Genomic DNA, 14,732 nt, shown 5'->3' on the forward strand with positions numbered 1-14,732 from the left:
CTAACCAGGTGATTATAAACGGACAGAGTGCATGGTCGGTTGCTGGAAAACCCACAGATTCAGTAATCATCGGGTTATATGCTTTAAAGCTCAACCCCACGCTCGTTGTGAGCGGGATCAATATCGGTGAAAACCTTTCATTCGAGTCTATAATGACATCAGGCACGGCAGGTGCTGCGCTGGAGGCATCCAACCAGGGCACGAAAGGGATCGCGTTCTCGCTCCAGGTAGAGGACCAGGGAGACAAGTTTGACGACCCCCGTACGCACGGCCAGCGTTTTAACGAAGCAAAGAAGATCGTGCGTGACGTTGTCTCACGTGTATTGGAAAAAGGGTTCTGTCCCAGCGCAGATGTGATCAATGTAAATATTCCCTCTTCGGTGAAGGGCGGCTACGAAGTGACAAGGCTCGCGAGAAAACTCTTCCATACAGGTGTTGAGAAGAGACTCGATCCACGAGGAAGGCCGTATTTCTGGATCAACGGACCTCTCGTTGAGGATGCAGAAGAAGGGACGGATGTCCATGCAGTTCGGAAGGGAAATATCTCTGTAACTCCGATAACTCTCGATTGCACAGCGCACGCAGCGAATGATGAGATCCGGAAAATTTTTTCTTCCTGATTAAAATTTGATCCTCCGCGTCGATATCACCAGTTTTTAATAATTCCCGCACTGATACGTTTCACTAGCATGGACGAGAAGGCACGCACCCTAACGGCGGAGAAAACTGCGGCCGGTTTCCGGGCCGCAGACATGGTGGAAAATGACATGGTGATCGGTCTTGGCACCGGATCAACAGTATTCTATATGATCGAGCGGCTCTCTGCCCGTATCCGGGACGGACTCAGGGTTTCCGGTATTCCGACATCTTACCAGACAGCAATACGGGCACGGGAGTACGGAATTCCCCTCACTACGCTCGATGATTGTCCGGTCATTGACCTTGCAATCGATGGTGCAGATGAAGTCGATCCCCACCTGAATCTGATCAAGGGTCGGGGGGCCGCCCACACAAGAGAGAAATGTGTTGCTGCCGCCGCATTCCGGTTTATTGTTGTTGTCGATGAACAAAAAGTCGTCCCCCGCTTGAGTGCACCGGTTCCCGTTGAAGTGATCCCATTTGCGGTACGCCCGGTTATGAACCAGCTGCGCGAGTTTGGTTGCCTACCGAAAATACGGGAGGGCGTAAAAAAGGACGGCCCGGTGATCACTGATAACGGTAATTTCATTATTGACTGCTCGTTTACTGAGATACCCAACCCTGCGAACCTTGAAACTACGATCGCACGGATTCCCGGTGTTGTTGAAAGTGGATTATTCTGTGGATTTACAGAGAAAACCACAGTAATCGTTGGCAATGAAAAAGATTGTAGGATAATTACATCAACGGATATAGTTCCGTAACTTCTGCACGAGAGCCAGCTGGTTGTTGGCTTCTTTCTTCTTCTCTTTCTCGATACTGTCCATGATCTGATTGATTGGCTTGGCAAGTTCGTAGATCTTCACCGGACGGCCCTTACTTTCAGCCTTACTCTCCCTGCTGGAGATCCAGCCCTGTTCCATCAGGTAGCGCATTGCAATACTGACTTCTGGTTGCCGGAGATCAGTCCCACGCTCGATTGCGCGCGATGTTGCTTCCGGTGTATTCGCGAGAAAAACCAGGACTTTCGCCACATTACGCTTCGTTCCAATCTCAATGAGAAGGTTGGCAAACTCTTCTTCCTTCTCGGTAAAGTACATAACATTCTCAGTTCTCATGCATCACATCCATCTCTTTTTAAAAAATTATACAGTATAATTATCCAAAATATGATATATAGGCTCTGTTATTGGCATGCAATGAACGTGAGATATATATAACGAAAAATCCTTTCGATCCTCTGCATAACAAAATCACTTTATAAAATGTAAATATTAAAGAAAATCGTATTTCAGGATAGATGAAATTAATTACATAAGCCCCAGACTTCGCAGGTCTGAAAGGATCTTGACGACAGCCTTCTTGGCATCTTCCGGCACCTTACCCCCGGTGATAATCAGTTTGCCGGACCCGAAAAGCAGTACAACGACTTTCGGATTGTCAAGGCGATATACAAGACCAGGGAATTGTTCCGGCTCATATTCAATCCGGTCAAGGTTGAAACCAACAGCAATTTTATTGAGATTGATCGCAGTGGCAAGATCTGCAGAAGTGACAATATTCTGGATCTTGTATTCCAGTTTCTTCGGGATATCGATTCCCTGTTTGCGCAGGAGGTTCCCGAGAATGTTAAGTCCCTTGCTCAGGCTGTCGATGCTCTTTGCGCCAGTGAGAACAACTTTACCGGATCCAAATACCAGCGCCGCAATCTTCGGGTTCTGCATCCGGAGGACCACACCCGGGAACCGCTTCTTATTATATTCGGCATCCTTGATCTGGGATGCAAGAGCGGGAAGATCCAGATAATCAGTTACCTTTGCTGAGGCAACGATATTTTCGATCTTGAGGGAGTCTTCTGGTCTGACCTTCATATTTATAAATGTCACAAAACAGTATTTAAAAAGTTGGTTTCATATCCCGGACATTTATTCATCCAGTGTTGATATGTCACCAGGGTCTATCCCCATCTCTTTTGCCTTCAGGACACGACGCATGATCTTGCCACTGCGGGTCTTCGGGAGCGTGGTGACAAATTCAATCTCTGATGGCATCGCAATCGGCCCCAGGGTAATTCGGACATGGTAAAGAAGTTCGTTTTTCAGCTTATCACTGGGAGCGTGATCGTTTCTGAGGATAACAAATGCCTTGATGACATTTCCTTTGACTGCATCCGGTTTGCCGATAACCGCTGATTCAGCCACAGATTTATGCGAGACCAGCGCGCTCTCAACTTCCGCAGTGCCGATATTGTGTCCGGCAACGACAATGAGATCATCCGATCTCCCCAGCACCATGATATAGCCGTCCTTGTTCTTGACCGCAAGATCGCCTACCGCATAGAATCCAGGAATCGTGTTCCAGTATTTCTTATACCTCTCGTCATCATTGTAGACCGTGCGCAGCATGGAAGGCCAGGGCTCACTAATCGCGAGGAAGCCCCCGGTTCCCGGTGGGACTGGTTTGCCATCTTTGTCCACGACATCCGCAACAACACCAGGAATGGGTTTGCCTGCAAAACCCGGCATCATGGGTTCCCCAATCATTGTCGTGATCATATGCATGCCGGTCTCGGTCTGCCACCAGGTATCCAGGATTGGGCACCGGTTCTTTCCAATCACGCGATAAAACCATTCAAATGCCTCCGCGTTAAGGGGTTCACCAACTGATCCAAGAATTCGCAGGGAACTCAGGTTGGACTTGTCTGGCCATTCCTCACCAAGTTTCATGAACATGCGGATGGCAGTCGGTGCCGTGTAGAAGATCGTAACTCCAAACTCCTCGACCATGCGCCAGTATGCGCCGGGGTCGGGATAGTCCGGAGTATTTTCCGTTACAACAATGGTTGCTCCCATCAGGAGCGGACCATAGACCACATAGGAATGCCCGGTGATCCAGCCCGGATCTGCCGTACACCAGTACACATCATGATCCTTGATATCGAAGACATTCTTGGTAGTATAATAGACTCCAACCATGTAGCCACCGCAAGAGTGCACGATCCCTTTGGGTGCACCAGTGGATCCACTCGTGTACAGGATGAAGAGCGGGTCCTCCGCGTCCATGACTTCAGGCTCGCAATCAGGACTGACATCCTTGATAAGATCATAGAAATCTGTCTCCATCTCGCGATGGATCTCAACGGGCTGATGGAGCTCACGTCGGAGGACAACGACATGCTCAACTGTCGGAGCATTGATGATCGCTTCTTCAATGATATGTTTTAAGGGAATGGACTTTCCTCTACGGAATGTGACATCAGCAGTTATCACTACCTTTGCGCCGGCCCCGGTGATCCTGCTATTGAGTGCTGCTGCACCAAACCCACCAAAGACAACGCTGTGAACCGCGCCGATCCTGGCGCAGGCCAGCATCGAGATAATCTGCTCCGGGACCATGGGCATATAGATGCAGACCCGGTCCCCGCGGGAGACCCCCAGTTTTTTCAGTCCGTTTGCTACTTTCATTACTTCACGGTACAGCTGGCGGTACGTATAGATCCGCTCGGAATCGTCCTCCCCCTTCCAGATAAGGGCAACTTTGTTCCTGCGTGGACCCATTACATGACGGTCAAGGCAGTTGTATGTAATGTTTGTCTTGCCACCTATGAACCAGCGGGCATGCGGGAAATTCCACTCCTTCACCTTATCATAGCGGGTGAACCAGTGGAGATCCCGGGCAATCCGATCCCAGAACCCATCAGGATCGTTCTTAAATTCCGCATATGCCTTGTTGTAATCCCCCACCCAGCTGTTCTGCCGGTAGGAAGGATCGGGCGTGTAATACTTGTCGGTGAGTTTGACATTAAAGTCTTCAGCCATGAACAACCCCGATTTAACACTATTAATAATGAGTGATTCAAAAAAAAGGTTGTCATTTTCGGTTGATGAAACTGGGCAATAATTCCGCGTTTCTGGTTATTATATCTCGCATTTCTATTTAATGCGGCGCTTCTCGCATATTTTTCGAATCCGGGCCAGAATTTTGGTTTTTTTCGGCATTTTTTGCGCGCGTCGATAATCAGTGAGTCATAAATCCCTAAAATCCAGATGTTTCCTCCCATAACCTTTAAAACTGCCCTGTAAGATTTCTAGATATTACCGGGGACAACGGTGGATCAACGCTATCCTATGAGGGACTTCTTTACCTGATATCCCGTTCATCCGTTTCCGTTGTATACTGTCCGATCTGGAGGCAGGAATGGGAAAAAAACACGAGCAACATACTATGCTGTCCGAATCCGAAGGGTATGATCTTCTCAGGGAATATGGTGTTCCGGTACCCACCTACCGGATTGTCATGACACCTCACGATGCCGCCGATGCCGCTGAGGCCATCGGTTTTCCGGTCGTTATGAAGATTATCTCCCCGCAAATCATCCATAAAAGCGATGCCGATGGCGTTGTTGTCGGAGTCGGGAGTCGCGAAGCAGCAGTGTCAGCATTCGAAAGGATCATTTCGGGTGCGAAAAAGTACCGGAATGATGCTGAGATCAAGGGCATCATCATTGAGCAACAGGCTGAACCCGGGCTCGAACTGATTATTGGGGGGAAAACAGATCCGGCATTTGGCAAGGTTATCACGTTCGGAATGGGCGGCACGCTTGTCGAATTAATGAAAGACGTAACCCTCCGCATCCTTCCGCTTGATGAAGAGACAATCCGCCAGATGATCCGGGAGATCAATGGATATCCCCTCATCAGCGGATACCGCGGCATGAAACCCAAAGACGAGGAAGCCCTTGTAGAAACGCTTGTTGCCGTTAACCGGTTCTTCCTTGAAAACGAGAATATTGTTGAATTCGATATCAACCCGCTCCGGCTCTATGAACATGGCGCACTCGCAGTTGATGCTCGTGTAATTATCACAGATACACCAGCCCATCAGGAAATATCAGAAGTGCGTCCTCCCGTACCAATGGAATATTTCAACCCCCGCTCCATCGCAGTTGTCGGCGCATCGCAGGACTCCTCTAAGATGGGTTACGCTGTCCTGCACAACCTCCTCCATTTTCCGGGACAACTATACCCGGTTAATAACAAACGCTCCGAGGTCCAGGGCCTGAAGGCCTACCCGAACATCACGGCAATCCCTGCACCGGTCGATCTGGCAGTTATTACTGTCCCGGCAATCCATGTCCCGAGAGTCATAGAAGAATGCGGTGTCAAAGGTGTACCAATGGTCATCATCATTACAGCCGGGTTTAAGGAGATGGGAGAACACGGGCAGGCACTGGAAGAGCGGATTGTTGCCATTGCAAAGAGTCATGGTACACGGATCATCGGACCGAATTGCCTTGGAATGATCATCCCCCCACGCGGCATCGACACCACCTATGTCCACCAGTCACCCAATCCTGGTAACATCGCATTCATCTCACAAAGTGGCGCGATCATCAATACAGTTGTTGACTGGAGCCTGGCAAAGAACATCGGTTTCTCCAATGTTATCTCGGTCGGCAACCAGGCTGACCTGGACTTCCTAGATTATATCAGGTATGTCGGGAAGGATGAGAAGACCCGCGCGATCATCCTTTATATTGAACAGGTCACTGATGGTAAAGCGTTCATGGAGGTCGCGACAGACGTAGCAAAATGCAAACCGATCATTGCAATCAAATCCGGTTCATCAAGCCGCGGGCAGGCTGCCGCATCGTCACACACAGGTTCACTTTCCGGTTCTTACGATGTATATATGGAAGCGTTCAGAAAGTCCGGGATCATCGCAGTCCATACCCTGACCGGTGCCTTCCTTGCCGCCCAGATGCTTGCGCACCGGAAACGCTACCCGAAAGGAAAGCGTGCGGTTGTTATCACGAATGCCGGCGGGTTTGCCGTACTCTCATCCGACTATGCGGAACGCTATGGCATTGAAATGGTAGACCTCCCACGGGAAGTCATTGATGAGATGAATGAATTTCTCCCCGAATTCTGGAACAAGGGGAATCCCATTGATCTCCTGGGCGATGCTACCGAGAAACGGTTTGAGAAGACGTTTGCCGTGCTCGCACGTCACAAGGATCTTTGGGACATTGCATTCATTGTCGGGTTCCCAAACCTTGTACTGACATCTGAACAGCTGGCCCGGCAGATCCTCAAGTTTTCCTCATCAACCGAGAACCGGCTCGTGGCTACTCTTCTTGGGGGAGCTTCGATGGATACCGGACGGGACATGTTAAAAGAACACGATATACCCAGCTTCGAAGAACTGGACTTTACCTACCGGGTGATGGGACGCGTGCTCTGGCAGAAATTCCGGGTCAGGGCACCGGGTTTACTCTGATATTTCCCGTATATTTTTAACGAGTTGCCAGATCCCAGAATTATTTATTCCATCCAAGATTTTCGAGAAGATTTTTTGTCTCGTCCTGAGCCTTTTCCCCGGGACTCCGTGGCTGGACAACGAGCGTAATGGCTTTTTTCAGGGGAATAGTTCTCCGTTTCTGTTTGCAGAAAATATAGTCTCCATTAAATCGTCTTAACGCCTTGACAAACGCATCAAGGATCGTCTTCCGGTTCCTGAGATCACTTTTTTTCAGTTTCATCAGGTGCTCGAAAATCGAGACATCGATGAGTGTACTTGCCATCCAACCGATTTCACAGGTATACCCGAAGATCCATGCGATATGGGAATTTTTCGTGGTCGAGATGAAATCATCAATATTGTTCCCTACACTGCAGGAGCCAATCAGGACTCCTTCAATATTGGAGTAGTTCGCCGCATTTTTTACAACCTTGAACATCGCAGGAAGTTTCATGCCGGTCTTTGACGTTAATCCTCCGATCCGTTTTCCGGTACCATGGGCAGCAATGTACAGGAAAAGACGGTCTTCCTGGGTATTTGTCAGGTCATCTTTGAGCGCCCTGCGAAACCCGACCTTTTCATAGAAGTTCGCGTAGTAAATATTAAAATCGCCACTGAAACTCTCCAATCCTTCGAGAAAATGGAGGACTGATGGACGTTTTGGTTTTTGTTCCGGTGTCCACCACAGACCTTCAATAACAAGAAGTGCGGTACTTGACATGGTATCACGAGATTAACTGAATGTTCTTAAAAAAGGTAAATGTGCCAACACAGGTTAATCTTTTTGGCCAGGTACCGCATAAAACCATAAATCCCGGTATGGATTATCATTTTTTATAAATATATCCGTAGCGGGAAAAATTACCTGTAAACACGGATACATTCAATAGATTATGATCGAACCGGACACGGGCGATACTTCAGAAAGAGATCAGGATCATACAGATATTTCAGGAAGTGATAGCGTCAGATCAGATATCCCGGCTGGTATGACCCTTGAAAGCATTATCGATATGACCGGTGAGATGAAACACCTGCACGAACTCGTGATGCTGCACGTTGAGAAATCCGGAGGTGTCACCTGTCCTGCATCCTATTTTACCCTCGTTTCACCCATTCTCGATATGCTTGAAGAGGAGATCCGCTTCCGTTACCACGATGGCATGACAAAAGAACAGATTAAATATATTGTACGGGACTGGATCAACAAGGAGATCGCTGGCATGCAATGTGTGATCTAACGGATGGCGACTCGCCTGAATGCAAACGATGAAAAATAAAAGATTTGTTGATCAGATCAATCCGGTAAGCCATACCCACATATTCTGGATACCGGTTGATATGACGACAACCGGATCAATCCCGAGAACCGGGAAGATGAAGATAAAATACAGGATCGTCCCCAGCATGCTCCCCAGGTTCCCAAGTGCTGCGACAAGTACCACCTTGAAAAGGGGAATCCTTGCCATCTCCATGATAGACTCTGTCTGGTAGATCTTCCGGAAGTCCGAAATGGGGGGGTTGCGCACACGGGCTTCAACATAAGCCCCAATCCACCCGGCATGAAGCATCGGGTTGAGGGATGTCATCCACGCAACACAGAAGCAGGTAAGTGCCGAGTATGGGTGGCCTCCGGCTAACAGGACGAAAAACGCTGATAGCATTCCATGGATGATGACCCAGAAAAGGAAGGCATAAATAAGGGCATTCCACCCAACTCCCGAGAAGGCGATCGCGGCGAGCAGGAAGAAGAAGAGGAACGTAACGGCAAATCCGAAGACCTTTGCCCAGGGAAAGGATTTCGGTTCCCGGGTAAGAGCGTCAAATGGAGGGAGGGTCTGGGGATTCTCAAGGTATGTCGAGATACCTTTCCGGTGACCGGCACCGATTACTGCAAGGATTTTACCTTCAGGAAGCTGCGATTTGAGGAGGACAAGCTGGTGCGCGATGAATGCATCCCGCTCATCGATGAGCGCCCGGGCACCATTCGGGGAAAACTTCCTGAACTCCTCCATGACCATATCGATGACATCCTCTTTCTTGAGAGACTCAATATCGATCTCCTCACCGCCATCAACCTCCGCAATGGAGAGGAGAAGGGCCCATAACATCCTGATCTTCTCAAGAATCCCCAGTGAATTCCAGAACCGGAGGAGCGTGATTCTAATGTCACGATCTACCAAAGCGATTGGTATATTCCTTTTTTCAGCCTCAACAATCGCGGCCTTCATCTCCGCACCGGGTTCAACTCCGACATCCAGCCCGATCTTGCGCTGGAGGTACGCGAGAAGCCACTGGACAAGGAGAGAGTTGAAATTCTTGACTTCGAGTACATCGTTGACCGTGGGATCCCGGGCCTGTTTTTTCAGCGCGGCAAAGCGGGAAGGATCGAGCTCTATTGCAACGACGTCCGGCGTGTATTCATCTATTGCGGCCGTGACCTCGTCCACGCTGTCCTGCGAGACGTGGGCCGTACCGATTATTTTAATTTCTGCCATTCATCACCGTTGATTCCATAGTATTGGCGCTTCAGGGTCATTAAGGGTGAGGAGAAAACAGGATGGTGTTGAGTTATATCATCTGTTCCGGTTGCCCGGTATCGCTATCGGCAATAACATCATCCCGGATTTCTTTGAAAATGCCCATGGCAATGATGAGAACCGGAGCAATTTCTAGCCTGCCGAGCCACATGAGGGTAATAAATATCCACTTGATTGAGGGCGGGCTTGCTTCATCAATAAAACCCACGGTCAGTCCTGCATTACTGAGAGCAGATACAAGCTCAAAGACCACTTCCTCCACCCGGAATGAGGTGATATAGAGGTGAAGGGTGATGATCGTTGCTATGAAGATAGTCAGCACGTAGATGACGATGACGAGCAGATTCTTGGATATTGCCAGATCGGAGCTCTCTTTTGAGAGCGTTCTTCCCCCAAACCGCAGTGGAACAAGGACGCGACTGCTGACAAAGAACCTCCTGAACCACCACTTGACACCTTCGTACACAAGCGCCAGCCGGTTCACCTTGACTCCCCCCGCGGTACTTCCCATCGCCCCACCGATGAAGATCATCATGGTCACAATCGCGAGAGGAATTGTTGCCCAGTAATGAGGATTTGAATTCTGCAGCCCGCACGTGCAGATTCCGGATACTGCAGTAAATACTCCCTGGCGAATTGCCGATAATAAAGACATATCTCCAAAGATATACAGGTCGCAGGAGACTATGACCGATCCCAGACATGCGACAAGGAGAAGGAGCCGGACCGTCCGGTCCCGCAACATGCCGCCAATCTTACCATGATACAGGAAGAAAAAGACTTTGAAAGGGATTGCACCGGCAAGCATCACCGGAATTAAAAGGCATTCAAGGACCGGGTTATTGTAATAGGACAGGCCGCCGTCATGGAGGGTGAACCCTCCGGTGGCGATGGTTGTCATGACCAGATTCAGGGAATCCCACAGGGGGATGCCCGCCAGCATAACAAGACCGGTAAAGCCGAAGGTGAGGACAAGATAGATCATCCAGATCCTGCGACTCGTTGAAACTGACGAAGACACCAGTTCCTCTTCCCGACCTTCCGCACGGTAGATCCGGAAGAGAGAGACACGGGTCTTGCGGTGCAGGGATATGCCAAAAACGATAATCCCGATCCCGCCCATCCATTGCATGAACGAACGCCAGAACAGGAGCGTATTCGGAGTCTGGTCCAGCGAAGGGATTATGGTGAATGCAGTTCCCGTCCAGCCGGCCATTGCTTCAAAAACACTATCCGTGTAGGACATGTGCATGCCAAATACGAAGGGGAGGGCACCAACAAATGCAATCGCCAGCCATGAAAGTGCCACTGCCGAAAGGGTTGCAGAGAATGAAGGTACAATATCTTCGTACGGGATACGTGAGAATGCAAATCCCAGGATAATGAAGATCACCGGGACGGTTGCCATGGGAAGGAAAAGGTCCCATTCACCAAAAATCACGAGAACGAGAAACGGCAGAAGCGAGGTAATACCGAGAAACTCGAAGATGAGCCCCATATCATGTGCAATCATGGCAAGGTGCCCAAGCCGCTTCATCAGATAATCATGGAAATTGAGATTGTAATATTGTTATGGGTATCGTTTCATGAATAATAGAAGCAAGTCAAAATACAATCATTCTTTTAACACCGGACTCCGAATAGTAGATCACCGGCTATGTCACTGTTCCGCAACGACCAGTTTCCGTTTGTTCTCATGGTCATCCTGACGGTCGCCGCAATTATTCTCTTCTGGTCGATTATGGACATGGTCCTGCTCGGAGCGTCCCTTGCGATTGTCCTCCTCCCGCTCCACCACCGGGTAACGCAACATACCCGCCCAACAATCTCGGCGGCACTCGTCACTGCTGGCATCTTCTGTGCACTTGGGGCTGTGCTCTGGATTACTCTCTCGATCTTCTCCGCAAATGCCCAGACCCTGACCAGCATGTTTACCGGGATATCCGGTTGGATCAGCAATCCGGATACACATCTTGCAGCATTTGGTATTCCCCTCAATAAGGCAAGCCTCATCAGCCTGCTGAGTACCGGAAACCTCCTGCTTGTAGGATACGAAGAGACACTGGTTGACAACCTGACCCAGATCCTGTTCAAGACCTTCATTTTCTTCTTCACAATCTTTATCCTTCTTGTGCATGGCGAGGAATTAAAAGAGAAGATCACAGGGCACATGCCCGAATCCCTCAACAGTTTTGTCAGCAGGTTGTCGGATGTTACAGTAGATACCCTGTACGCGATTTACGTTGTACAGGTCGCAATTGCAGTGCTGACGTTTTTTATTGCAATCCCGGTTTTTTACCTGCTGGGATATGGAAATGTTCTTTTTTACTCATTCTTTGCAGCGTTCTGCGAGCTTGTACCCATTCTTGGATCATCCATCGCATTCCTGCTTATTGGTTCCTATGCCCTTACTATAGGTGATATCTATGGAGTTATGATCCTGTTTTTTCTCGGATACCTCGGGGTCTCCTGCCTGCCCGAGATCTTTATCAGGCCCGTCCTTATCGGACTCCGCGTGAAGATCAACCCTGTCATCATGTTTATCGGCATCATCGGGGGTCTCCTTACCATGGGCCTGGCCGGTTTTGTTCTCGGCCCTGTAATTGTCGTCCTTCTTATCACAAGTTATCGGATATACATACAGGACCGGAAAGATCAGGCCTTGACGAGCAGGTCTGATCAAAAATAATCTGATGATATACCTGTCACCCTTCACATTAATAAAAAAGGATATCTCGTTGGATCATCAATACATTTCATTCGGAAAATTGCAATAAAAGATTCGCTCTGGAAAATATTAGCTGCAATCAACTTCCTGTCAATATCAACAGCCGCATTCTCAATACATTCCTTAAAATTCTTTAAAAAAACCGTGTAAACATATGACCACTTCTTGTAGTTTCACAAACTCAGCCCAAAAGAGAAAGGATTATCCGTCACACTGGTGAGACGTATTAAAGTATGTCTGGGGACTCTTTTTCCATACCCGATATTGTCAAATCGATGGGGCTGGTGTTCGGGGATATCGGGACCAGCCCGATCTATGCCCTGACCGCGATCTTCTTCCTCATTCCCCCGACTCAAGAGAATGTGATGGGTATCCTCTCCCTCGTCATCTGGACATTAACCATTCTCGTGACCTTCGAATATACGTATCTTGCCATGCACATCGGGAAGAAAGGCGAGGGAGGTACGATCGTGCTTAAGGAGACACTCCTCCCCCTCTTAAAATCCGGCAACCGGGCAGCATTTGTTTCGCTCCTGGCGATCGTTGGCATCTCGCTCTTTATTGGAGATGGTGTTATTACCCCGGCGATCAGTATCCTTTCAGCAGTTGAAGGGCTGCTGCTCATTCCGGGTTTCGAGGCAACGCCCCAGACCATGCTGATGATTATTGCCGGGGTCATTGCCATCCTCCTGTTCTCATTCCAGACCAAAGGGACCGAACGGGTAGCATTTACCTTCGGGCCAATCATGGTCCTCTGGTTTGTTGCTCTCGCAGGGTTTGGCATGATGGCCCTCATCAGCGCTCCTGCGGTTATGCTTGCCATCAACCCGATGTATGCGATCAACTATCTCTTCGGCCATGGCCTCGATGGATTCCTGATCCTTTCCTCCGTCATTCTCGTTGCTACTGGGAGCGAAGCACTCTATGCTGACATGGGACAACTCGGCCGCGGGCCTATCATCCGGGCATGGTACATCGTTTTTATCGCACTCACACTCAATTATCTCGGGCAGGGCGCCTTTGCCCTGACCCATCCCGACGCTCATAATATCCTCTTCGAGATGGTCTTTTCCCAGGTGCAGATGTTATATATCCCCTTCCTGATCCTCAGTATCGCGGCAACGGTCATCGCCTCACAGGCCATGATCTCCGGTATCTTCTCTATTGTGTACCAGGGAATCACCACCCGCATCATGCCGCTCCTGCGCATTGAGTACACCTCCCCGCAGCTCCGCTCACAGATCTATATCGATGTGATGAACTGGCTGCTGCTTTTTTCAGTTCTCATCGTTATCCTGATCTTCCGGAACTCCGGGAACCTGACCCTTGCCTATGGTCTCGCAGTCAGCGGCGACATGGCAATCACGGGTATCTTTATCACGATGATCCTTGCATACCGCGGGCAGATCGTCAAGATGCTCTTTGCTTTTTGTATCATGTGCGTAAACTTTACGTTCCTGTTTGCCACATTCCAGAAAATCCCCTACGGGGGCTACATTTCGCTCCTCATCGCCGCCATCCCGTTTATTATCATCATGATCTTCATCAATGGCCAGAAGAAACTCGCCGCGACCCTCACCCCCGTCCCGCTGGATGAGTTCCTTCCGAAATTCAACAAGGTATATACATCGGTCAACCGCATCTCTGGCACGGCACTTTTCTTTGCCCGCGACTTCCGGAAACTTCCCCAGTATATCCCGCGGATCATGTTCACGAACACTATCATGTACGATGATAACATCATCATCTCCATCATCCGTACCGAACAACCCTTTGGGGTAACATGGGGCGTAACCCGTGAGTTGACCCCGGGGCTCTCTATCTTCGAAATCTATCTTGGGTACATGGAAATCGTCGATATCGGGAAGATCTTAAAAGAGGCCGAAATCGATGAAAAGACGATCTTCTACGGTATGGAAGATATTGTCACAACGCATTTCATCTGGAGACTCTTTGCAGCCCTCAAAAGGTTATCGCCGTCAATGGTCCAGTTTTACAAGCTGCCATCGGATAAGATCCATGGGGTCGTGACACGTGTGGATATGTGAGCGCCCGGTTTTTTCTTATACGGGGTCTTGGCTGGTTTAATTGTCTGATGAAATGATATATCATGTGAGATAACCGGCCCCCACACGTGCGAGATTGGATAGAGATAAATTCTCTATACTTCCACTGCATCGTCCATACCGGATGAAGCAAGTCGAAGAGCCCGATGGCTCTTTTCCTGTCTCAAGATCGGAGAGGTTTCTCAAAACCTCGACAACCTGAATGGCGGTGGATGCCAAACTTCAGGCCTGATGAACCCGAGACCTTCGAAGAAGATTGTGGAGGTGAATCTGACGGGATTCTACGACTTTCGATAACTCGAAGAACGCTGATGCGTTCTTCTCCTGTCTCAAGTCTGATGACTTTCGATAACTCGAAGAACGCTGATGCGTTCTTCTCCTGTCTCAAGTCTGATGACTTTCGATAACTCGAAGAACGCTGATGCGTTCTTCTCCTGTCTCAAGTCTGATGACTTTCGA

12 protein-coding genes are annotated in these 14,732 nt (G+C 49.2%); 6 read left to right on the plus strand and 6 right to left on the minus strand.

Annotated features, from left to right (window positions below):
* Positions 1-620, plus strand: a 620-nt coding sequence (surE, locus tag M0R30_RS14620; RefSeq protein WP_292548238.1) for a 5'/3'-nucleotidase SurE, incomplete at its 5' end; no start/stop codon positions are given.
* A 69-nt stretch (positions 621-689) separates the two neighbouring features.
* On the plus strand, positions 690-1,403 hold the full coding sequence (rpiA, locus tag M0R30_RS14625) for a ribose-5-phosphate isomerase RpiA (protein WP_292548240.1): 714 nt from the start codon (positions 690-692) through the stop codon (positions 1,401-1,403).
* On the opposite strand, the gene M0R30_RS14630 is transcribed toward rpiA, so the two are convergent.
* From M0R30_RS14630 to acs, 3 genes are all read right to left on the minus strand, one after another.
* Positions 1,383-1,757: a MarR family transcriptional regulator gene (locus M0R30_RS14630; protein ID WP_292548242.1), complete on the minus strand. Its 375-nt coding sequence runs from the start codon at positions 1,755-1,757 to the stop codon at positions 1,383-1,385. The two genes, rpiA and M0R30_RS14630, sit on opposite strands and share 21 nt — an antisense overlap.
* Positions 1,758-1,949: 192 nt before the next feature.
* Complete coding sequence (locus M0R30_RS14635) at positions 1,950-2,510, minus strand: TATA-box-binding protein (protein ID WP_292548244.1); 561 nt, start codon at positions 2,508-2,510, stop codon at positions 1,950-1,952.
* A gap of 54 nt (positions 2,511-2,564) precedes the next feature.
* On the minus strand, positions 2,565-4,457 hold the full coding sequence (gene acs / locus M0R30_RS14640) for an acetate--CoA ligase (RefSeq protein WP_292548246.1): 1,893 nt from the start codon (positions 4,455-4,457) through the stop codon (positions 2,565-2,567).
* A gap of 379 nt (positions 4,458-4,836) precedes the next feature.
* On the opposite strand from acs, the gene M0R30_RS14645 reads away from it, so the two are divergent.
* Entirely contained in the window at positions 4,837-6,918 is a 2,082-nt protein-coding gene (locus tag M0R30_RS14645; protein WP_292548248.1) for an acetate--CoA ligase family protein, read from the plus strand.
* Between the two features lie 40 nt (positions 6,919-6,958).
* Here the strand turns inward: M0R30_RS14645 and M0R30_RS14650 are convergent, their stop codons facing one another.
* Positions 6,959-7,660, minus strand: coding sequence for a hypothetical protein (locus M0R30_RS14650; protein WP_292548250.1), 702 nt, complete (start codon positions 7,658-7,660; stop codon positions 6,959-6,961).
* A gap of 268 nt (positions 7,661-7,928) precedes the next feature.
* Here M0R30_RS14650 and M0R30_RS14655 point away from each other — a divergent pair, with 268 nt between their 5' ends.
* Positions 7,929-8,180 (plus strand): hypothetical protein, encoded by a 252-nt coding sequence (locus M0R30_RS14655; RefSeq protein ID WP_292548252.1) that lies wholly within the window; start codon positions 7,929-7,931, stop codon positions 8,178-8,180.
* A gap of 51 nt (positions 8,181-8,231) precedes the next feature.
* On the opposite strand, the gene M0R30_RS14660 is transcribed toward M0R30_RS14655, so the two are convergent.
* Together M0R30_RS14660 and M0R30_RS14665 are read right to left on the minus strand one after the other, a co-directional pair.
* Positions 8,232-9,437 carry a TraB/GumN family protein gene (locus tag M0R30_RS14660; RefSeq protein WP_292548254.1) on the minus strand — a complete coding sequence of 402 codons (1,206 nt, stop codon included), beginning with the start codon at positions 9,435-9,437 and terminating at the stop codon, positions 8,232-8,234.
* Between the two features lie 73 nt (positions 9,438-9,510).
* Entirely contained in the window at positions 9,511-11,016 is a 1,506-nt protein-coding gene (locus tag M0R30_RS14665) for a TrkH family potassium uptake protein (protein WP_292548256.1), read from the minus strand.
* 120 nt (positions 11,017-11,136) lie between these two features.
* Here M0R30_RS14665 and M0R30_RS14670 point away from each other — a divergent pair, with 120 nt between their 5' ends.
* Together M0R30_RS14670 and M0R30_RS14675 are read left to right on the plus strand one after the other, a co-directional pair.
* Complete coding sequence (locus M0R30_RS14670) at positions 11,137-12,168, plus strand: AI-2E family transporter (RefSeq protein WP_292548258.1); 1,032 nt, start codon at positions 11,137-11,139, stop codon at positions 12,166-12,168.
* 272 nt (positions 12,169-12,440) lie between these two features.
* A complete protein-coding gene (locus M0R30_RS14675; RefSeq protein ID WP_292548260.1) occupies positions 12,441-14,255 on the plus strand; it encodes a KUP/HAK/KT family potassium transporter in 1,815 nt (604 codons plus the stop codon).
* The last annotated feature ends 477 nt before the right edge of the window (positions 14,256-14,732 follow it).

The sequence above is a fragment of the Methanoregula sp. genome, from assembly GCF_023227875.1.
Classification (GTDB): domain Archaea; phylum Halobacteriota; class Methanomicrobia; order Methanomicrobiales; family Methanospirillaceae; genus Methanoregula.

Coding starts and splice junctions, on each gene's coding strand:
- rpiA (WP_292548240.1), top strand. CDS start 690: ATGGACGAGAAGGCACGCACCCTAACGGCGGAGAAAACTGCGGCCGGT.
- M0R30_RS14630 (WP_292548242.1), bottom strand. CDS start 1,757: ATGAGAACTGAGAATGTTATGTACTTTACCGAGAAGGAAGAAGAGTTT.
- M0R30_RS14635 (WP_292548244.1), bottom strand. CDS start 2,510: ATGAAGGTCAGACCAGAAGACTCCCTCAAGATCGAAAATATCGTTGCC.
- acs (WP_292548246.1), bottom strand. CDS start 4,457: ATGGCTGAAGACTTTAATGTCAAACTCACCGACAAGTATTACACGCCC.
- M0R30_RS14645 (WP_292548248.1), top strand. CDS start 4,837: ATGGGAAAAAAACACGAGCAACATACTATGCTGTCCGAATCCGAAGGG.
- M0R30_RS14650 (WP_292548250.1), bottom strand. CDS start 7,660: ATGTCAAGTACCGCACTTCTTGTTATTGAAGGTCTGTGGTGGACACCG.
- M0R30_RS14655 (WP_292548252.1), top strand. CDS start 7,929: ATGACCCTTGAAAGCATTATCGATATGACCGGTGAGATGAAACACCTG.
- M0R30_RS14660 (WP_292548254.1), bottom strand. CDS start 9,437: ATGGCAGAAATTAAAATAATCGGTACGGCCCACGTCTCGCAGGACAGC.
- M0R30_RS14665 (WP_292548256.1), bottom strand. CDS start 11,016: ATGAAGCGGCTTGGGCACCTTGCCATGATTGCACATGATATGGGGCTC.
- M0R30_RS14670 (WP_292548258.1), top strand. CDS start 11,137: ATGTCACTGTTCCGCAACGACCAGTTTCCGTTTGTTCTCATGGTCATC.
- M0R30_RS14675 (WP_292548260.1), top strand. CDS start 12,441: ATGTCTGGGGACTCTTTTTCCATACCCGATATTGTCAAATCGATGGGG.